The sequence below is a fragment of the Streptomyces tateyamensis genome (assembly GCF_003205575.1).
GTDB lineage: Bacteria > Actinomycetota > Actinomycetes > Streptomycetales > Streptomycetaceae > Kitasatospora > Kitasatospora tateyamensis.
This window is the reverse complement of record NZ_PYBW01000081.1, coordinates 25362-44408: the sequence shown is the minus strand read 5'-3', so window position 1 is coordinate 44408 and position 19047 is coordinate 25362. Positions and strand designations below refer to the sequence as shown.

Annotated in this window: 15 protein-coding genes and 1 pseudogene; 8 read left to right on the top strand and 8 right to left on the bottom strand. The window is 73.9% G+C overall.

Going from position 1 to position 19047, the window contains the following annotated elements; genetic code table 11:
• Window positions 1-9: 9 nt before the first annotated feature.
• The 5 genes from C7C46_RS35185 to C7C46_RS21365 are packed head-to-tail and all read left to right on the top strand — an operon-like array spanning window position 10 to window position 5499.
• Window positions 10-276, top strand: a complete 267-nt coding sequence (locus C7C46_RS35185) for a hypothetical protein (RefSeq protein ID WP_181442450.1) — start codon at window positions 10-12, stop codon at window positions 274-276.
• Complete coding sequence (locus C7C46_RS35180; RefSeq protein ID WP_181442449.1) at window positions 276-674, top strand: TadE family protein; 399 nt, start codon at window positions 276-278, stop codon at window positions 672-674. Before C7C46_RS35185 ends, C7C46_RS35180 begins: the two co-directional genes overlap by 1 nt.
• Window positions 675-733: 59 nt before the next feature.
• Window positions 734-1093 carry a hypothetical protein gene (locus C7C46_RS35175; RefSeq protein ID WP_181442448.1) on the top strand — a complete coding sequence of 120 codons (360 nt, stop codon included), beginning with the start codon at window positions 734-736 and terminating at the stop codon, window positions 1091-1093.
• A 27-nt stretch (window positions 1094-1120) separates the two neighbouring features.
• Window positions 1121-1585 carry a TadE/TadG family type IV pilus assembly protein gene (locus C7C46_RS21370; protein WP_110671496.1) on the top strand — a complete coding sequence of 155 codons (465 nt, stop codon included), beginning with the start codon at window positions 1121-1123 and terminating at the stop codon, window positions 1583-1585.
• On the top strand, window positions 1585-5499 hold the full coding sequence (locus tag C7C46_RS21365) for a LysM peptidoglycan-binding domain-containing protein (protein ID WP_110671495.1): 3915 nt from the start codon (window positions 1585-1587) through the stop codon (window positions 5497-5499). Before C7C46_RS21370 ends, C7C46_RS21365 begins: the two co-directional genes overlap by 1 nt.
• Window positions 5500-5759: 260 nt before the next feature.
• On the opposite strand, the pseudogene C7C46_RS21360 reads toward C7C46_RS21365, so the two are convergent.
• From C7C46_RS21360 to C7C46_RS21350, 3 genes and pseudogenes are all read right to left on the bottom strand, one after another.
• Window positions 5760-6266, bottom strand: a pseudogene (locus tag C7C46_RS21360) (GNAT family N-acetyltransferase).
• Between the two features lie 177 nt (window positions 6267-6443).
• Window positions 6444-7244, bottom strand: a complete 801-nt coding sequence (locus C7C46_RS21355; protein ID WP_110671494.1) for an AfsR/SARP family transcriptional regulator — start codon at window positions 7242-7244, stop codon at window positions 6444-6446.
• A gap of 83 nt (window positions 7245-7327) precedes the next feature.
• Window positions 7328-8293 (bottom strand): AEC family transporter, encoded by a 966-nt coding sequence (locus tag C7C46_RS21350; RefSeq protein ID WP_110671493.1) that lies wholly within the window; start codon window positions 8291-8293, stop codon window positions 7328-7330.
• A gap of 161 nt (window positions 8294-8454) precedes the next feature.
• Between C7C46_RS21350 and C7C46_RS21345 the strand changes: the two genes are divergently transcribed.
• Entirely contained in the window at window positions 8455-9960 is a 1506-nt protein-coding gene (locus C7C46_RS21345) for a hypothetical protein (protein ID WP_110671492.1), read from the top strand.
• A 110-nt stretch (window positions 9961-10070) separates the two neighbouring features.
• On the opposite strand, the gene C7C46_RS21340 is transcribed toward C7C46_RS21345, so the two are convergent.
• Window positions 10071-11456, bottom strand: a complete 1386-nt coding sequence (locus C7C46_RS21340) for a S53 family peptidase (protein WP_110671491.1) — start codon at window positions 11454-11456, stop codon at window positions 10071-10073.
• Between the two features lie 311 nt (window positions 11457-11767).
• Between C7C46_RS21340 and C7C46_RS21335 the strand changes: the two genes are divergently transcribed.
• Window positions 11768-13774 carry a hypothetical protein gene (locus C7C46_RS21335; RefSeq protein ID WP_110671490.1) on the top strand — a complete coding sequence of 669 codons (2007 nt, stop codon included), beginning with the start codon at window positions 11768-11770 and terminating at the stop codon, window positions 13772-13774.
• Between the two features lie 65 nt (window positions 13775-13839).
• Here the strand turns inward: C7C46_RS21335 and fabG are convergent, their stop codons facing one another.
• The 3 genes from fabG to C7C46_RS21320 are packed head-to-tail and all read right to left on the bottom strand — an operon-like array spanning window position 13840 to window position 16992.
• Window positions 13840-14598 carry a 3-oxoacyl-ACP reductase FabG gene (gene fabG, locus C7C46_RS21330; RefSeq protein WP_110671489.1) on the bottom strand — a complete coding sequence of 253 codons (759 nt, stop codon included), beginning with the start codon at window positions 14596-14598 and terminating at the stop codon, window positions 13840-13842.
• 13 nt (window positions 14599-14611) lie between these two features.
• Window positions 14612-15799 (bottom strand): thiolase family protein, encoded by a 1188-nt coding sequence (locus tag C7C46_RS21325; RefSeq protein WP_110671488.1) that lies wholly within the window; start codon window positions 15797-15799, stop codon window positions 14612-14614.
• Between the two features lie 29 nt (window positions 15800-15828).
• Window positions 15829-16992 carry an acyl-CoA dehydrogenase family protein gene (locus C7C46_RS21320; protein WP_110671487.1) on the bottom strand — a complete coding sequence of 388 codons (1164 nt, stop codon included), beginning with the start codon at window positions 16990-16992 and terminating at the stop codon, window positions 15829-15831.
• Window positions 16993-17128: 136 nt separating this feature from the next.
• Here C7C46_RS21320 and C7C46_RS21315 point away from each other — a divergent pair, with 136 nt between their 5' ends.
• On the top strand, window positions 17129-17827 hold the full coding sequence (locus C7C46_RS21315; protein WP_110671486.1) for a TetR/AcrR family transcriptional regulator: 699 nt from the start codon (window positions 17129-17131) through the stop codon (window positions 17825-17827).
• Here the strand turns inward: C7C46_RS21315 and C7C46_RS21310 are convergent.
• On the bottom strand, window positions 17770-19017 hold the full coding sequence (locus tag C7C46_RS21310; RefSeq protein ID WP_425470102.1) for a nitric oxide synthase oxygenase: 1248 nt from the start codon (window positions 19015-19017) through the stop codon (window positions 17770-17772). The two genes, C7C46_RS21315 and C7C46_RS21310, sit on opposite strands and share 58 nt — an antisense overlap.
• Window positions 19018-19047 lie beyond the last annotated feature (30 nt).

The following is a 19047-nucleotide window of genomic DNA, read 5'->3' as shown; positions in this document are numbered from 1 at the left end:
GAACGTCCCATGAAGTACCTCCGCAACCTGGCCGTGCTGTTCCTGGTCCCACTGCTGCTGCCGCTCCAGCTCGGTGCGGCGCTGCTGCGCATCCGCGTGGCGAAGGCGAAGGCGGCCCACGCCGAGGGCGACCGCGGCGCGCTGAGCATCGAGATGGCGCTGATCGTGGTCGTCGTGGTGGCAGTTGCCAGCGTCATCGTGGTGGCCGTGATGAAGCTCGGCCAGACCGCCAGGAACAACATCCCGACCGCTGTGCCCACGATCAGCGTCAGCTGATGCGTGGTCGCCGGGGGGACGGGCGCGGGACTGACCGCGGGGTCCTCAGCATCAGTTTCGCGATCGTCTTCCCGGCGATCCTGTTCTTCGTGCTGCTCGTGGTGCAGACCGCGATGCTCTGGTACTCCGAGAGTGCGGCCCTCACCGCCGCGCGCGAGGGGGCCAACGCCGGACGTGCGTACAACGGTACCGACGCCGACGCGACGGCGGCGGCGACGCGGTTCCTGGACCGCTTCCACGGCATGCTCGGCACACCCTCGGTCGACCGGCCGCAGCGCGACACGGCCAACGGGGTGATCACGGTCACCGTGCACATCCAGCCGGTCTTCCTGCCGCCCGGGCTCGATCTGACGGTCACTCAGCGGGTGCGGGCGCCGATCGAGCGGTTCGTGCCGTGAGGGCCGGCGAGCGGGGCAGCCTGGCGCTGGAGGCGGCGCTGGTGGCACCGGTGATCCTGATGCTGTTCACCCTGGTGATGATCGCCGGGGAGTCGCAGCAGGCTGCCGCCTCGATCGAGGCGGCAGCGCGGGCCGGCGCCCGCGCGGGCTCGCTGAACCCGCGCGGCGACGTCATCGGCACCGCCCAGGACGCCGCCAAGGAGTGGCTGCGGAGCAACGGGGTCACCTGCGTGGGTGGGCCGCGGGTGGACGTCAGGGTCAACCCGCTGACCTTGCCGGCTCCTGCCCAGCAGGTCGGTGTCGTCGTGGTGAACGTCAATTGTGACGTTCCGGTGAGTGACCTGTCGCCGGTGCGGGTACCCGGAACGTGGACGCTGACGGGCGGGTTCCGCTCGGTCGTCGACCGGTATCACGGTTAGCGCCAACTGGTCCCTGGGGAGGGGAAAGTGAGGTTCCATCGGGGTGGCCGCGAGCGCGGCACCATCTCGATCTTCGTGGCGATCAGCGCGAGCATGATGCTCGCCTTCGCCGGCATCGTGGTGGACGCGGGCGGGCAGTTGCGGACCATCGAGCTCGCCGACTCGCTGGCCCAGGAGGCGGCCCGGGCCGGCGGGCAGGAGATCGACCAGAACAGCCTGCTGAGCGGCACCGGTTACCGGATCGACCAGCAGGCCGGCTGTGCCGCCGCCAAGGCCTACCTCACCAGTGACCAGCGCCTGCAGAACGTCAACCTCAAGATCGACTGCCGCAGCCTGAACGAGCCTGCCGCCACCAGCACCAGCATCAGCATCGCGATCAGCATGGACTACCGGACCGCGCTGCTCTCGCTGTTCAACATCTCGACCCTGTCCGTCCAGGGGTACGGTACCGCCAAGCTGGCCACCGACCCCACCAAGCCGGGAGGCCCCTGATGGCCGCGCCACGAACCAAGGCCCGCGCCCGCGCGGGGAGTTCACGTGACGGGCAGGCGCCCGCCGGGTCCCGTCGGCCCGTTCCGGCGCCGCTGGGCCGGCGGCGCAGCCCGCTGCGGCTGCTGCCCGGCGCGGTGCTGGCGCTGGCGCTGCTCGCGCTGCTGCTCGGCGGGGTGCCGCTGCTGCTGTGGCACGGTACCCAGGTGGTGGCCGCGATGGGCGGCGAGGGGCACCGCAGTCTGCGCGAGCTGCTGACCACGCCGGACGACGGACGGCTGTTCCTCTGGGCGCTGGTGGCGATCGGCTGGGTGGCCTGGGCCTGCTTCGCGTTCGCGGTGCTGCTGGAGGTCCCCGCGCAGCTGCGCGGACGGGTGGTGCGGCGGATCCCCGCCTTCGGCTGGAGCCAGCGGATGGCGGCCGGCCTGGTCGGTGCGGTGATTGCCGTCCTGCCGGTGGCCGGCGGGGCGTTCGCGGCCACCGCCGGGCCCGGCCAGCTGACCGCGGCCAGCGCGCCCGCCCAGCTCGCGGCCGCTCCTCGGTACCAGGCGCTGGCCGCGGCGCCCGTCAGCGCGCCCACCGCGGCACTGCCGGCCGCCGACCCGGTGGGCCGGCCGAGCTACACGGTCAAGGACACCCGGCCCGCCGACAGCCTCTGGTCCATCGCCGAGCACCAACTCGGCTCGGGCGACCGGTGGCAGGAGATCGCCAAGCTCAACGCCGGTCGGGTGATGGACAGTTCGGGGGACACCTTCGACGCGGACCGCCCGATCCAGCCTGGTTGGCAGCTGCTGATGCCCGCCGACGCCAAGCCGGACCCGGCCACCGGCGCCGCCCCGGCCGCTGCCGCGCCCGCGCCGCCGGCCGCGCAGGGCGGCGGGGCCCGGCACGCCAGTGTCACGGTGCGCGAGGGGGACAGCCTGTCCGCCATCGCGCAGCGCGAGCTGGGGGACGCGCAGGCCTGGCCGCAGCTGTTCGACGCCAACAAGGGCGTCCAGGCGCCCGACGGCGCGCGGCTGACCGATCCGAACATGCTGGAACCCGGGATGGTGCTGAACATCCCGGGCACGCCGGCCGCCGCCGCGCCCGCCCCGGCTCCCGCGCCCGCCGCGACGCCGCAGTCGGCGCCGGTGCCGGACGGACCGAGCGAGACCTACACCCCCGACCCGGCGCCGCACCCGCGGGCAGCGCTGCCCCGGCCGGTGGCGCCCTCGCCCGCCCCGCCCGCGCCGTCGGTGCGGGCCGTCCCCTCGGCGGCGCCCGCCCAGTCGGCGCCCGCCCCGGCACAGCAGACGCCGGCCCCGGCCCGCCAGACCCCGGCCCACGCCAAGCCCGCGCACGCCGCCCCCGCACAGGAGGACTACACCGGCGCGTTGGCCGCCTCCGCGGTCGGCGTGCTGCTCGCCGCGGTCCTGGTCGGCGCGGTGGCCCAGCGGCGCGGCGCGCAGCAGCGGGCCCGCAAGCCGCGGCACCGGATCCCGATGCCCAAGCCCGCCGCCGCCTCCTTCGAGGCCGAGCTGAAGGCGCGGCAGAACTCCACCGGCCTCGACCTGCTGAACCGCGCGCTGCGCACCCTGGCGCGCAACGTGGCCCGCACCGGTCGCCGGCTGCCCCCGCTCGCGGCGGTCCGGGTCACCGGCGGCGGCACCATCGAGCTGCACCTGGCCACCGGCACCCCGCCGATCGCCCCGTTCCGCGCCGCGCACGCCTCCACCGTCTGGTGGTGCTCCGCCGACTCCGCCGACCTGCTCTCCGCCGAGCAGGCCGCCAAGGTGCCCGCGCCCTACCCGTCGCTGGTCACCCTCGGCACCGCCGCCGACGGTGCCGCGGTGCTGGCCGACCTGGAGACGGTCCGCCTGCTGCACCTGGCCGGCCACCCCGACGACGCGCGTGCGGTGCTGCGCACCATCGCCCTGGAACTGGCGCACAGCCCGCTGGCGGACAAGCTCAACCTGCACCTGATCGGGTTCCCGGATGACCTGCCGGTCTCCGACACCGTCGCCGACCGGGTCTGCCGCTACCCCACCCTGGAGGCCGCGCTGGCCGCGCTCGGCCCGCGCACCGCCCGGGCCCGGGCCACCCTGGTGGGGATCGGCGCCGGCCACCCGCGCGAGGCGCGCAGCCGCGGCCAGGCCGACGAGGCCTGGGTGCCCGAGATCGTGCTCTCCGCCCAGCCGCCGATCGGCGAGGTGCCGGCCGAGCTGGGCCGGCTGCTGGACGGGCGGCCGCGCACCTGCCTGGCCGTCATCGCCCGCGCCCCCGAGCGCGGGGCGGGCCCGGTGGCCCGCTGGACGCTGCCCGCGACCGGCCCGGCCACGCTGCCCGGGCTCAACATCGCGCTCCAGCTCCAGCGGCTGACCGACGAGCAGTACGGCCACTGGCGCGAGCTGCTGACCACCGCCGCCTCACCGACCCAGGAGCCGGCCCCGTCCTGGACCTACGACGGCGACGAGCTGGAGCCGGCCGACCTGCCGGTCCCGGTGCTGGCCGGGGTCGGCGCCGCTAACGCCCCGTTCGTCGGCGCCTCGCTGCCGGACGGGCCGCCGGAGGCCGGACCGAAGCTGATCGCCCGCCTGATCAGCACCGGGACCAGCCCGTTCGCCACCGTCAACCCGGGTGCGGCGGCGCTGCCCCCGGGCCTGCACGTGATCAACGGCCTGGGCCGCCAGGCGAACTCGGGCAGCCCGGTGCCGCGCGAGCCCGTCGCCGCCCTCGACCCGGCCCCGGCCCCGGCGGGCGCCCCCTTCCCGCCGGTGGACTACCAGGCCCCGGGCCCGTTCGCCGGCCCGCAGCCCGAGTACCGCCCCGACCCGCTGACGGACGCCCTCCCGACCCCTGACCCACGCTCAGCGACGGACTACCCTGTCCCCGCTGAGCCGCAGTCAGCAGGCCCTGACCTCCTCCCCGCCGCGGGCGGCAACGGCTTCGTGCCGTTCCCCCCGGCTGCGGCGGACGGCGACTTCGGGCAGCTGGCCGGTCCCGGCCGGCGGCCGCCCGAGGACTACGCCCCCGCTCCCGAGCCCGCGCCCACCCACGAGGCGGCCGCGGCCCCCACGGCGCCCGAGGCACAGCTGCCCGCGCGGCCCGACCCCGTCCCGGTGGCCCCGCCGGCCGGGCCGGCCCGGACCGACGCGGACGACCTGCTCGCCATCCTGCGTTCCCCCGAGGCGCACGCGATCCGCACCACCCCCCGGGTGCGCCTGCTCGGCCCGGTGGACGTGCTCGGCGCACCCGGCCCGCTGGACCCGGCCGCGCTGCCCAAGCTCACCGAGCTCGCCGCCTACCTGGCCCTGCACCCCGGCGCCGACCCGGCCGCCGCAGCCCGGGCCCTGGACCCGGGGGACCACGCCCGCGCCGAGCCCACCGCCCCGGCCTCGCTCGCCGACCTGGCCGCCTGGATGGGCGCCGACCCGGACGGCCGGGCCTTCCTGCGCCAGGACGTGCTGGACAGCTACACCTTCGCCCCGACCGTGACCTGCGACTGGGACGAGTTCCGCAGCCTGTACCGGCGCGGCATGCGGTCCACCTCCACCACCGCGGACGCGGCCCTGGCCCACGCGCTCGCCCTGGTCCGGGGCGCGCCGTTCGCCGAGACCGACACGACCGGCTACGGCTGGGCGGAGGCGATCCGCCAGGACATGCTGGCCGCCGTGGTCGACACCGCCCACGAACTGGCGGCCCGCCGCCTCCAGTACGGCGACCACCGCAGCGCCGAGGCCGCCATCTTCCGCGGCCTGGCGGTGGCCCCGGACGTAGAACTGCTGCACCGCGACCTGTTCTACGCCTACGCCTCGGCCGGCGCCCGCGACCAACTGCTCAAGGCGGTCAACCGCCTGGACGCCCTGAGTCGCCGCACCGGCCGCAGCCTGGACCCGGACACCGTCACCCTGCTCCGCGACCTCCTCTCGGGGGCCTGACGGCGGCACAGAGAGAAAGGATCCAGGCTCTGGTGAGCAATGATGACGGGTCATCAGTGACGTTCGGTAGTCGCTAGTCGTCGGACTCTTGCGGTCTTGAGTGCCTGGACGGTGCGCGGACTCCGCACCGTCCGGGGCACGACGGTACCGAGTCCTTCGATTGACGGACTCGCTTTCCTTGCGACCTGTCGGCGAGTGGCCCGGATGAGGCTGAGGATGCTCTGAATGCCGTTCGCGTGGCAGATGCCGGATGGGGACCGTCACACGGCTCGGTGCATGAACAGCCGCGGCCATCTGTCGAGGCCGTGCGCTGCTTCCCGCGTACGGATGTCCAGCAGACCGGGGCTGAGCAGGTTGTCGTCGAGCGGGCGGAATCCGCAGCGTGCGTAGTAGGGAGCGTTCCACGGCACGTCGGCGAACGTCGTAAGGGGCAGGGCAGGAATGCCGTGGGCTGCCGCTCGCTCGGCAAGGTGGTCCAGGAGCGATCGCCCGATGCCCTGGCCTGCGTTGTCGGGGTGCACCGATACCTGTTCGATGTGCAGGTTGCCGTCGACGGGCTCAGCGATGAGGTACGCCGCCGGAGTATCAGCCTCGTTGACGGCCACTCAGGCCAGCCCGGCCCGCTGGTATCGAGCGAGCTCATCGAGCGGCAGCGGCTCGTCGTCTGCGATCTCGGGCATGCCGATGTCGCGGAAGCACCGACCGGCCGCTCGCTCGATGTCCTGGAGCAGGGGCAGTTCTTCGATCCGGACCTCTCGCATGCGCATGGCCCCATTGTCCAAGGCTCAGGCTGCGGCCGGTCGCGCGCCGTCGGCGGCCCTCAGTGGCAGTGCAGGGCCTCGGCGCCGATGCTCGACGCTCCGCCGGGCCTGCGCCGAGCAGCCGGGGAGGTGGGCCGGCCCGCACCCCCGTGACGGGCCGGCCCACCGGGATCGTGAGTCGCGCTAGCGCAGCGCCAGGGCTTCGGCGCGCGGGCGGCGGTGGGGGTGGTCCGGGTGGTGGAAGGGGGCGCGGGGGTCGGTGCGCAGGATGCGCTGGTGCAGGTCGCGCAGCTCGGTGCCCGGCAGGACGCCGAGTTCGGTGTTGAGTTGGCGGCGGGCCCGCTGGAAGACCGCCAGCGCCTCGGCCTGGCGGCCCTCGCGGAACAGGGCGGTCATCAGCTGGGCCCAGAACCGCTCGCGCTCCGGATGGGCGGCGGTCAGGGCGTGCAGCTCGGGGACCATCGAGCGGCGGCCGAGCTGGAGCTCGGCGGCCACCCGGGCCTCCACCACCTGGAGCCGCTCGTCGGCCAGCCTGTCGGCGTGCTCGCGGCGCAGGTCGTCCGAGGGGATGTCGAGCAGCGCCTCGCCGCGCCACACCTCCAGCGCCGCGTCCAGCAGCGCCGCCGCCTGCTCGTACGCCTGGCCGCGCAGCGCGGCCAGGCCCCGGTTGCGCAGGTCGGCGAAGCGGTGCAGGTCGAACTCCTCCGGGGCCACGTCGACCAGGTAGCCGCCGGCGTGGGTCTCGACCCGGACACCGACCGGGCCCAGGCTCTTGCGCAGCCGCATGACGCAGGTCTGCAGCGCCGCGTTCGCGTTGCGCGGAGGGTCGCCGTCCCAGACGTTGCGGGCGAGTACCTGGGGTGCCGTCACCTGACCGCGGCGCAGCAGCAGCGCGGCGAACAGCACCCGCTGCTTGGGCGCCGGCACGCGGTACTCCCCGAACTCGTCGCGGATCAGCAGTGGACCGAGGATTCCGAACTCCATGCCTCAGTTCTATGGGCCGTCGGCATTGACCACGACCCCCGTGAGCCGTCGGTCAATCAACTCCGGACAACCTCCGTGCCTGGTCAGTGCCCTGCGAGGGCCCAGTCGATGGTGGAGAGCGTGATCATCGAGACCAGGGTCGACCACAGCACCGAGTTGCGCGGCAGCGTGGTGTTCAGCCCGTACTGGCGGGCGTAGAGGAAGACGTTCTGCGCCGTCGGCAGGGCCGAGCAGATCACCACGGCCAGCAGCTGGTGCGGCCGCAGGTGCAGGAGCGCGGAGCCGACCAGGAAGGCGACCAGCGGCTGCACCAGGTTCTTCGTCAGTACCGCGAGGCCCACCTCGCGCGGGCCCACCAGCCGGCCCGGCACAGGTTCGGCCGCGGCCCGCGGCCGGTGCAGCGACATGCCGAGGGTGACCAGCGCCGTGGGCACCCCGGCCGCGCCGAGCACCTCGCCGGAGTGGGCGATCGGCCCCGGCAGGTGCACGCCGATCCCGGAGCAGAGCGCGCCCGCCGCCGAGCCCAGGATGACCGGGTTGCGCAGCGGCAGCCGCAGCGTGCCGATCAGCCGGCCGCGCGCGGACAGGTCGGCCGTGCCGGTCCCCGAGTCCAGCACGGTGAGGATCACCGGGGTCACCAGCAGCACCTGGAACAGCAGCACCGGCCCGACGAACGACGCGTCACCCAGCACCTGCACCGCGACCGGAATGCCCAGGTTGGCCGAGTTCACGTAACCCGAGGCCATCGAGCTGATCGCCTGGTCGGCGATGCCGCGCCCGAACAACCAGCGCGCCGCCGCCCAGCCGACCAGCGAGGCGACCAGGGTGCCGGCCCCGAAGGCCAGCATCGACAGGTTCGCGAAGCTGGTCAGCGGCGCCTTGGCCAGCATGGTGAAGAGTGCGGCCGGCATCGCCACGTGGAAGACGAACTTGCTCAGCACCAGCTCCGCCTGCTCGCCCAGCAGATCGGTGCGGGCGATCAGGTAACCGACGGCGGTGAGCAGCCAGATCGGTGCGAAGCCGGACAGCAGCGGCTGTATCGCATGCATGATCACAGTCAAGCAGTCGGCCGCCCCGGGCCGGGCGGCGGGGCCCGGGCCGGCGAGGCGCTCGGCACTGCCTGGAAGGGGCCTGAGCCGACCCCGTAAGGTGGCGCGGACAGGGGGATCGGCAGCTGCCGGACCAGCGGATCCAGAGGTGGTGACCGGAGTTGGCGGACAGTACGGGGTTCCCGGCCTCGGACGGCGGCGCGGCGCCCGTGGTCGAGGACGCGGTTCCGGCGGAGTACCGGGCGCCGGCTTCGGTGCGGGCCGCCGCTCGGCAGGAGGCCGTCGAGCCGGCCGCGGCGCCCGAGGAGCCCGGCGCCGAGCCGGTGCGGGTCTCGGTCGGCGGCGGGCTGCGCGGACGGATCCTCACCGTCGAGGGCGGGTACGGCAGTCGGCGCGGCTGGGGCCGCTCCGGCACGGGGGCCGCGGCCCCGGTGCTCTCCACCCTGCTCGCCGCGGTCGCCCCGCAGACCCTGCTGGCGGCTGAGCAGGTGGACGCGGTCCACCTGCCGACGGCCGGCGACCCGCAGACCGTGCTGGCGCACCTGCGTTCGGCCGCCCGGCACCCCGGGCCGCTGCTGGTGCACCTGGGCGGCCACCTGGTGGCCGACAAGCGCGGCGGCGGGCTGCAACTGACGCTGCGTGACAAGGACGGGCTGGCCTGGGCCGCGATCGCGGCCGAGCTGCACGGCCGGCCTGCCGACCGGGACACCCTGGTGATCGCCGACCTGAGCGCCGAGGCCGCCTGCTGGGCGCAGCTGCCGGTGCTGGGGGAGGGGCTGCCGCTGTGGGCCGTGGTCAGCCCGGACCCGGACCAGGTGGGCATCTTCACCCGGGCGCTGGTCGAGTGCCTGCACGGCGGCCGCCCCGGTGGCGGGCCGGTCCTGAGCCCCGAGCAGCTGCGCGGGCAGGTGCACTCGGTGCTGCGGCCGGATGCGCTGGTGCTGGCGGGCCCGGGACAGGACCGCCCGGTGTTCCGCAACACGGCCCGCGGGGCCGGCCAGGGCCGCCCGGCGGAGCCGGTGGTCCGCCAACCGGCTTCCCCGGTGGAGCTGGTGGAGCCGGTGGTTCCTGCCGAGCCGGTGGTCCCCGTGATCCCTGAGCAGCGCGGCCCGGTCACCCTGCTGAAGGCCGGGGTTGCCCCGACGGTGCGTCAGGTGCACCCGGTGGACCTGCGCAAGGCGCCGCAGCCGGCTGTCACCCCCGCCCCCACGCCCGGCCCCACCCCCACGCCCGAGGACTACCGCGCGGCGCTCGCCCAGATCGCCCGCACCGCCGAGGCCGGCGACCACGCGGCGGCCACCGAGCTCGCCCTCACCCTGGAGCAGCAGCTGCTCGCCACCCACGGCGCGGTGGCGGCCCCGGTCCTGATGGTCCGCCAGGTCAGGGCTCACGTGGCCCGCCTGGCCGGCGACCCGGCCGCCGCAGCGGAGCTCTACTACGAGGTGGCCCTGGTCCTGCTGACCACCCGGGGCCCGGCGGACGAGGAGACGCAGCGGGTGGCCACCAACGCCGAGGCCTGCTGGCGGGCGATCCCGGACCCCGTCCGGGCGCTGCGCACCGCCCCCGCCATCCTCGAACTGCGCGCCCAGCTCCCGGGCCCGGACCACCGCAAGCTCCGCTCGGCCGAGCGCTACGCCCAGCGGCTCGGCGCCCAGGCCCCGGCGTAGCGCCGGAGCACGCCGAAGGGCGGGGTACCCGGAAGTACCCCGCCCCACCAGAACATCCCGACCTCAGAACAGCTGACCGTCAGAACGTCCCGACGTCACGACGTCGGAGCTCAGCGGCCCGCGAGCGCGTGGACGAACTTGTAGCCGTCCACCGTGCCCAGGCCGGCGGCCAGGTCGTAGCCCTTGACCGCCTGGTAGCCGGCCACGCCGTTCCAGCCGTTGTCGCCGACGGTCACGTCGTTGATGCCGCTCCACTGCGAGGGCAGCAGCTTCAGCACGTACATGTTGTAGTTGATCTGGCCCAGGCGGCGACCCGCCAGCTGGTCGGCCAGGGCCACCACGCCGGACAAGATCGGCGAGGCCTCGCTGGTGCCACCGGTGAGGTGCCAGCCGACCCGGGTCGGGTCGTAGGACTCGTAGGTCCAGGCCGCGCCGTCCACCGCCGCGCTCATGCTGATGTCGGGGGTGCCGCGGTGGTCGCCCACCACGCCGGCCACGCCGATCTGGTAGAGCGGACGGTCGAAGATGCCGGAGACGCCACCGCCGCCGGCCCCGTACGCGTCGTGCCACACCGCGTCGGGCGCGGTGCGGGTGCCGTCGTTGTCCAGGGTCAGCTGGGTGCCGCCGACCGAGGTCACCAGCGGGTCCGAGGACGGCCAGGAGTTGACCTTGAACGGGTACAGGTTGTTGTTGTTGTCCGCGTCGGTGACCCCGTTGTCGCCGGAGGAGGCGAGCACGGTGACGTTGTGCGCCGCGGCCGCCTTGAAGGCGTAGCGCAGGTTGGTCAGCGAGGAGAAGTCACCCTTGTCGAAGCCCGGGAAGGTGTTCTCGGTGGCCCCGAAGCTCTGCGTGATGACGTCGCCGACGCCCTTGTTGATCAGGGACTTCTCGGCGTCCATCATCTCCGGCAGGCCGGTCACGCCCTCGGTCTCGGCGACCGCGGTCTCGACCAGGACGATGTGGGCGTCCGGGGCGATCGCGTGGGCGTACTCGACGTCCAGCGTGGTCTCGCCGGCCCAGCCGGTCATGTCGGCGTTGGTCGGGTCGAAGGCGGGGACGTTGCCCCACTTGACCACCTGGACCTGGGTGTCCTGGATGCCCCACTGCTTGTCGAAGGTCTCCAGGTCGTGCTGGATCGTCGGCGAGCCGAACGAGTCCACGATCACGATGGTCCGGCCCTTGCCGGTGACGCCCTGCTGGTAGAGCGGGTTCAGGTCGTACGCGTTGCGGTACTGCAGCGGCGAGTAGCAGTGGATGCCGATCTGCGTGACGCAGTCACTGGTGCTGATCGGGGTGGTCCGCGCGGTCGCGTTGATGTGCCCCTCGGAGGCCGGGTGCAGCCTGAAGGCCACGTGGGGGAAGGCGGAGGCGGCGGCGACCGTGCTCTGAGCGGTGACCAGGCTGCAGGTCAGGGCGGTGGCCCCGATGGTAGCCAGGGCGAGCGCCCTTGTGGTCACGGAGCGTCGGGGGCCCGCGGTGGCGGGGGTCGTGCCCATGGAACTCCTTCAGATGGAGGGTATGGCCGACACGGAGTCGGCCCGGGTATCCCATCGTGTGGAGAGCCGATGGAGCTATAGTCATTTCGGAGTCTTGACATGAGCGCCAACCCTGCGCGACAACTCCGACAAATTCCGTCGAATGGTCCTGCCGGTCCGTCAGATTCGTATAAGGAGTGACGGACCGTCGACGAACGGCCCGTGAACTCTCGGCCATCCCCCTCCCCAACAGTTGCCGCCCCCTGCACTATCGGTCGCTGACCCGTGCGGCACGGCAAGGAGCACGGGGACGGATCCGGGAGGAACAGTTCATGGCACGTCGCCGTCTCGCGACCACCGCGGCCATCGCGGTCACCACCGTCGCAGCCTTCACCGCCAATGCCGCACCCTCCTTCGCCGACCAGGGCGACCAGCAGGACGGCCACCACCGTCACCGCGGCACCCTCACCTGGAGCCTGGGCACCCCGCGGGTGGACCGGGTCGAGAACGGCCCGTGGACCCTGGCCCAGGGCGACCCGACCGTTGACGGTGACACCGTCACCGTCAACGGGGTCAGCTACCCCAACCTGGCCGTCGACCCGGCCGGCTCCGGCTCGGTGCCGGCCGCCAGCGGATTCACCGGCACCCCGGGCCCGCTGCCCGGCTACTGCTCCAGCGGCGGCCCGACCCCCGAGACCGGCTCGGTGCTGCGCCAGCCCGAGGGCACCACGCTGCCGATGCAGCCCTACTACTTCCCCTTCGTCACCAGCCAGGACGGCGGCGACAAGCTGACCGGCCTGTTCGACTACCGCCCCAAGGACGGTGACGAGGCGGTGGTCGCCGCCACCTCCGAGGACCACGGCCGCACCTGGCAGTTCGCCGGCCAGGCGCTGGAGCAGAACGCCGGCCTGTGCCCGGACGGCAACACCAACGACGACGGCCAGGGCCACGCCTTCGTGCTCAAGGTCCCCGGCCACGGCCAGCTGCTCTACACCCTGGCCCGCCCCTCGGGCGACCGGCTGGGCACCAACATGATCGTGCACCCCCTGCACCCGAAGGGCGGCAACCCGCTGGCCGGCCTGCCGGCCGCCGAGCCGGTCGGCCAGGGCGGCAGCACCACGGCGACCGCCGCGGTCACCGTGCCGGCCGGCCCGGGCGGCGACGGGGTGAGCATCGCGGTCGGCTCCACCGCCAAGTTCGAGCAGCCGGGCCACTTCACGGTGGACGGCGTCACCGTGGACTGCAACGACAACGCCGCCACCGCCACCCTGTTCACCGGCTGCACCACCCGCACCCCGGGCGGCGTGGCGGTCAAGGCCGGCGACCCGGTCACGGCCGACGCGGTGATCCCGGCCGGGGCCGAGCAGACCTCCGGCCTGATCGCCCCCGACGGCATCATCAGCACGGTGCCGAGCTACCCGGGCGCGCCGAAGGGCAGCACCGCGGTGCTCTACACCGAGAAGATCGTCGACTACTTCGTCCCGACCACCACCACCGCCGCCGTCACGCTGCCGGCCGCCACCCTGCCGGTGGCCGACAGCACGGCGCTCAAGCCGGCGGCCGGCGCCGGCGTGACGGTGAGCCTGGGCACCCCGAACGGCATCGTCCAGGTCACCTGCACCGGCGCCGACGCCACCGACCTGACCGGCTGCACCGGCGGCACCGGCACCGTGGCCAAGGGCAGCAACGTGGGCGCGCCCGGCGCCGCCACCGTGCCCTACGCCCAGCTGGCCAAGATCGGCGAGGGCAAGAACAAGCCCAAGTCGCTGTACGGCAACAACGAGGACTACACCGTGGTCCGCGCCGCCTACACCACCGACGGCCTGCACTTCACCGACCTCGGCCAGGTGAACGGCCTGGGCGACCCGACCAGCACCAGCGACTCGGTGCTGCGCTGGATCGGCTCGCGCGGCACCGTGATCACCAACCCGGACGGCAGCTACGGCCTCTTCCTGTCCGGTGCCTACGCCAGTGACGGCGACAGCGACGCCTTCAACCAGATCTTCTACTCCTCCTCCGCGGACGGGAAGAACTGGTCCGCCCCGCAGAAGCTGCTCTCCACCGACTACACCTTCTCGGCCCTGGCCGCCCGGGCGGCCGGCGACGACCTGGACGTGGCCGGCTACTACGGCGGCCGGGTGTACGACCCGACCGTGGTGCAGAACGACAACGGCACCCTGACCATGGTGTTCGCCGGCTACTCGACCCCGAAGCCGCTGCCGGCCACCGGCTCGACCTACGGCACCGACCCGGCCCGCCTCTACACCGTGCCGGCCGCCCAGCCGGCCGAGTACCGCACCATCCTGAGCGTCACGCTGCGCCCGCACTGGACGAAGTGACACGAGGTCAGGCCCTGCGCGCCCCGTCAGGGGAGCGCGGGGCCTGACAGGTCACCGGCGCCCGGTCAGCGGGCGCCGCCGTTGACGTACAGGGTCTGCCCGCTGACGTAGGAGGCGTCCTCGCTGGCCAGGAAGGCCACCACGGCGGCGATCTCCTCCGGCCGGCCCGGGCGGCGCAGCGGCGTGCGGGCGGCCACCTCGGCCTGGTGCTCCTCGGGGGTGGAGCCGACCCGGGCGGCGGTGGCCTCGGTCATCGAGGTGACCACGTACCCGGGCGCGACCGCGTTCACGTTGACGTTGAACGGGCCCAGCTCGATCGCCAGCGTCGCGGTCAGGCCCTGGATGCCGGCCTTGGCCGCCGCGTAGTTGGCCTGGCCCCGGTTGCCGAGCGCCGAGCGGGAGCTGAGCGAGACGATCTTGCCGTACTGCTGCTCGACGAAGTACTTCTGCGCCACGTGGCTGCAGTTGTAGGCGCTGGTCAGGTTGACCGTGATGACGGCGTCCCAGTCGGCCTTGGGCATCCGGAAGAACAGGTTGTCGCGGGTGATCCCGGCGTTGTTGACCAGGATGTGCAGCCCGCCGAGCTCCGCGACCAGCTGCGCGAAGACCGTCTCGACCGCCTGGTAGTCGGCCACGTCGCAGCCGTAGGCGCGGGCGGTGCCGCCCTTGGCGGTGATCTCGTCCACGGTCTGCTGCGCCCGCTCGGCGGTCAGGTCGATGACCGCGACCGCGGCCCCCTCCGCCGCCAGCAGCTTGGCCGTGGCCGCGCCGATGCCCTGGGCGGCGCCGGTGACCGCGGCGACCTTGCCGGTGAATCGTGTCATCGCTGAAACTCCCTCAGTCCTTCTCGACGAGAACGGCGGTGCCCTGACCGACACCGACGCACATGGTGGCCAGGCCCCGCCGGGCGCCGGTGCGGCGCATCCGGTGCAGCAAAGTGGTGAGGATCCGGGCGCCCGAGCCGCCCAGCGGGTGGCCCAGCGCGATCGCGCCGCCGCTCGGGTTGACCAGCTCCGGATCGAAGCCCAGTTGGTCGACGCAGGCCAGCGCCTGGGCCGCGAAGGCCTCGTTGAACTCGGCCTCCTCGACGTCACCGACCCGCCAGCCCAGCCGGTCCAGCACCTTGCGGGTGGCCGGGACCGGGCCGATGCCCATCACGTCCGGATGCACGCCCGCCGAGGCGCCGGCCGCGTAGCGGCCCAGCGGCTCCAGGTCCAGCTGGGCCAGGGTGGCCTCGCTGACCAGCAGCAGGCCGGCCGCGCCGTCGTTCATCGGCGAGGCGTTGCCGGCGGTCACCGTGCCGTCCTTGCGGAACACCGGCCGCAGCGAGGCGAGCCGCTCCAGACTGGTGTCCTCGCGGATCGACTCGTCCTGGGACACCGCCACCCCGTCCGGGCGGACCACCGGGAAGAGCTCCGCGTCGAAGTGGCCGTCCTTGCGGGCGGCGGCCGCGCGCTGGTGGCTGCGCAGCGCGAAGGCGTCCTGCCGCTCGCGGCCCACCCCGTAGCGGGCGGCCACCTCCTCGGCGGTCTCGCCCATGCTGAGCACGTGGTGCAGCTCGGCCATCTTCGGGTTGGTCAGGCGCCAGCCCAGCCGGGTGTCGTGGGTCTCGATCCGGTGCGGCAGCGCCTCGTCCGGGCGGGGCAGCACGAAGGGGGCGCGGGTCATCGACTCGCAGCCGCCGGCGATCAGGACCTCCGCCTCGCCGGCCGCGATGGTGCGGGCCGCCAGGGTGACCGCCTCCAGGCCGGAGGCGCACAGCCGGTTCACGGTGGCGCCGGGCACCGAGTCGGGCAGGCCGGCCAGCAGCACCGCCATCCGGGCCGCGTTGCGGTTGTCCTCACCGGCCTGGTTGGCGGCGCCCCAGTAGACGTCGTCGATCCGGGCCGGATCCAGCTGGGGTACGTCGGCGAGCAGTTGGCGCAGCACGGCGGCCGAGAGGTCGTCAGGGCGGACCGTGGAGAGCGCGCCGCGCAGCCTGCCGACGGGTGTGCGGCGGGCAGCGGCGAAGTAGACGGGACGCACGGCGTTGGGCTCCGTTCTACAACGCGTTGCTAGAACGCGTTGACGTTGGTGAGGGACCGTCCGATGAGCAGCTTGTGCACCTGGCTGGTGCCCTCGTAGAGGGTCATCACCCGGGCGTCGCGCAGCAGCTTGCCCACCGGGTACTCGTCGATGAAGCCGTAGCCGCCGAAGACCTGCAGCGCGTTGTTGGCCGCGCGCACGGCCGCCTCGCTGGCGTAGAGCTTGGCGACGGAGGACTCGGTGGCGAACGGCAGGCCGCGCTCGATGTGGTCGGCGACCCGCCAGGTGAGCAGCCGGGCCGCGTCCAGGTCGACCGCGATGTCCGAGAGCAGCTCCTGGACCAGCTGGTAGGAGGCGATCGGCTTGCCGAACTGCTCGCGCTCGGTGGCGTAGCGCACGGCTGCGTCCAGGGCGGCCTGGATGATCCCGACGCAGCCGGCCGCCACCGACATCCGGCCCTTGGCGAGCGCCGCCATGGCGACCGTGAAGCCCTTGCCCTCGGCGCCGAGCCGGGCGCTGTCCGGCACCCGGACCTGGTCGAAGCTCAGCTCGGCGGTGGCCTGGCCCCGCAGGCCGAGCTTGCCGTGGATCTCCCGGCGCTCCAGGCCCGGCGTGCCGGTGGGGACCAGGAAGGCGGTGACGCCCTTGTGGCCGCGCTTGTCGGGATCGCTGCCGCCGGTGCGGGCGAAGACCAGCGCCACGTCGGCCCAGCTGCCGTTGGTGATGAACATCTTGGCGCCGCTGATCAGCCAGTCCTCGCCGTCGCGGACCGCCTTGGTGGTCAGGTTGGCGGCGTCGGAGCCGGTGCCGGGCTCGGTGAGGGCGAAGCAGGCCAGCGCCTCGCCCGAGCAGAGCTTGGGCAGCCAGTGCCGCTTCTGCTCCTCGGTGCCGTAGCCGTTGATCGACTTGGCGACCAGGCCGAGCGAGACGGAGACCACCCCGCGCACGGCCGAGTCGCCGCGGCCCAGCTCCTCCAGGACCAGGCAGTAGGCGAGGTGGTCGCCGCCGCTGCCGCCGTACTCCTCGGGGATGGTCAGGCCGAGGAAGCCGAGCTTGCCGAGCTTGCCGATGACCGCGCGGTCGATCGACTCGGCCCGGTCCCACTCGGCGGCGAAGGGGGCGATCTCGCGGTCGGTGAACTCGGCGGCCAGCGCCCGGACCGCCGACTGCTCCTCGGTGAGCTCCAGGTTCACTGTCGGCCTCCCAGGCTGAACGACGGGCTTAAACTAGCGGTGCAAGTTTATTCGACTCTAGCCCGCCCGGGACCCGTCTGGGAAGGGGCGGCCTGCGACACTGGACCACTGCCACCCGAGAGGAGGAGCCCCACCCATGGCCCGGCCCCGCACCCCCCTGCTCAGCCGCGAGCGGATCGTCACGGCCGCGCTGGCACTGGTGGACGCGGACGGCCTGGAGGCGCTCTCCACCCGGCGACTGGCCACCGAGCTCTCGGTCAGCGGTCCCTCGCTCTACAACCACTTCGCCACCAAGGACGAGCTGCTGGACGCGGTCGCCGACAGCGTGGTCGGCGAAGTCGACCTGTCGATGTTCGGCGGCGACCCCGTGCACTGGCGCACCGCGCTGCGCGACTGGGCCGGGTCCTACCGGGCCGCCCTGGCCGCCCACCCGCACGTGGTCCCGGTGCTGGCCCAGGGACCGGGGCGGCGTCCGAACGCGCTGCGGCTGGCCGATGCGGTCTTCGGCTGCCTGGTCGAGGCCGGCTGGCCGCGCGGGCAGGCCACCCGGATCGGCGCGCTGATGCGCTACTTCGTCACCGGCTCGGCGCTGGGCTCCTTCGCGGCCGGCTTCCCGGTGGACGCGGAGGTGTACGGCAGCGCGTACCCGCACCTGGGCGAGGCGCACCGGCTGGCCGAGCAGCGCGACCGGGTAGACGCGGCCGCCTTCGAGCTCGGCGTGGAGTCACTGCTGGACGGGCTGGAGCTGAGGTACCGCCAGGCCGGCTACCGGGCCGGTCACCAGGGGGTGCGGGCCACGAACGCCGGGCGCAGCGAGGGGTCCACCGGGTCGTAGTACCGGTGGTAGACCGGGGTCAGGCCGCCGGAGACCGGGGGCACGATCCAGCTCCAGTCGGCCGGGGTCGGCCGGCCCAGCCGCCGCTCCTGGGCGACGTGCTTGAGGAACCGTTCGGACTCGGTGTGATGGTCCGTCATGGTCACCCCCGCCTCCTGGTAGGAGTGCAGCACCGCGCGGTTCAGCTCGACCAGCGCCCGGTCCTTCCACAGGGTGCGGTCGTTGCTGGTGTCCAGGCCCAGTCGCTCGGCCACCACGGCCAGCTGGTCGTAGCGGTCGGCGTCGGTCAGGTTGCGGGCGCCGATCTCGGTGCCCATGTACCAGCCGTTGAACGGGGCGGCCGGGTAGCGGATGCCGCCGATCTCCAGGGTCTGGTCGCTGATCGCCGGGACCGCGTACCAGCGCAGGCCCAGCTCGGCGAACCACGGGTGGTCGGGGTGGCTGAGCGGTACCTCCAGGGTGGTGTCATCCGGCAGCTCGTACCACTGCGGGCGGTCACCGGGCCGCTCCTGGACCAGCAGCGGCAGCACGTCGAACCGGCCCTCACCCGGCTTCCAGCCCAGGTCCCGGGCCCGGGCGGCCAGTTGCAGGCCGGCCGGATCACCGAGTCGGCCGCCGTCCGGGGTCTGGTAGCCGGCGTAGCGGACCAGTTGGGCGTTGAGGATGCGCGGGGCCGGGCGGCCGGGGCGGTCCGGGGCGAAGACGGTGATCACCGGGCGGATCCGGCCGCCGTTGGTGGCCAGCCGCAGGTGGTCGAAGCAGCCCTGGGCCACCTGGTCGGCGTCGTGCACCTCGCGCAGGTCGCGGACCACCAGGCTGCGCCAGTACAGCCGGCCGATGCAGCGGGCGGCGTTGCGCCAGGCCACCCTGGCGCCGAAGGCCAGCTCCTCGGGGGTGTGCCGGTAGGTGCCGGTGCGGTCGATCTCGTCCAGCACCTGGTCCAGCCGCGGCTGCGGGTCGCCGGCGCCCGGCTGTTCGGCGTGGAACTGGCGGACGAAGGCGGCGGCCTCGGCCGGGTCGGTGAAGTCCGCGGCGCGGGCGGCCGGCGGCTGCCGGCGGGCCTGATCGGGTACGGCGGCGCCAGGCCTGGGGGCGAGCCCGGTGTGGCCCAGCGGACAGCCGGGCGCGGGGGAGGCGGTGGCAGGGGAGGGTGCGGGTGCGGGCCTGCGGGACCGTATCCGGCTGAAGATCACGGGACGTCCTTTCCGCCCCCATGGATA

What these genes read in the sequence shown, in the direction of transcription:
- fabG (WP_110671489.1), bottom strand. Translation starts at nt 14,598, where the DNA reads ATGACACGATTCACCGGCAAGGTCGCCGCGGTCACCGGCGCCGCCCAG.
- C7C46_RS21340 (WP_110671491.1), bottom strand. Translation starts at nt 11,456, where the DNA reads ATGGGCACGACCCCCGCCACCGCGGGCCCCCGACGCTCCGTGACCACA.
- C7C46_RS21335 (WP_110671490.1), top strand. Translation starts at nt 11,768, where the DNA reads ATGGCACGTCGCCGTCTCGCGACCACCGCGGCCATCGCGGTCACCACC.
- C7C46_RS21315 (WP_110671486.1), top strand. Translation starts at nt 17,129, where the DNA reads ATGGCCCGGCCCCGCACCCCCCTGCTCAGCCGCGAGCGGATCGTCACG.
- C7C46_RS21355 (WP_110671494.1), bottom strand. Translation starts at nt 7,244, where the DNA reads ATGGAGTTCGGAATCCTCGGTCCACTGCTGATCCGCGACGAGTTCGGG.
- C7C46_RS35185 (WP_181442450.1), top strand. Translation starts at nt 10, where the DNA reads ATGAAGTACCTCCGCAACCTGGCCGTGCTGTTCCTGGTCCCACTGCTG.
- C7C46_RS21365 (WP_110671495.1), top strand. Translation starts at nt 1,585, where the DNA reads ATGGCCGCGCCACGAACCAAGGCCCGCGCCCGCGCGGGGAGTTCACGT.
- C7C46_RS35175 (WP_181442448.1), top strand. Translation starts at nt 734, where the DNA reads ATGCTGTTCACCCTGGTGATGATCGCCGGGGAGTCGCAGCAGGCTGCC.
- C7C46_RS35180 (WP_181442449.1), top strand. Translation starts at nt 276, where the DNA reads ATGCGTGGTCGCCGGGGGGACGGGCGCGGGACTGACCGCGGGGTCCTC.
- C7C46_RS21350 (WP_110671493.1), bottom strand. Translation starts at nt 8,293, where the DNA reads ATGCATGCGATACAGCCGCTGCTGTCCGGCTTCGCACCGATCTGGCTG.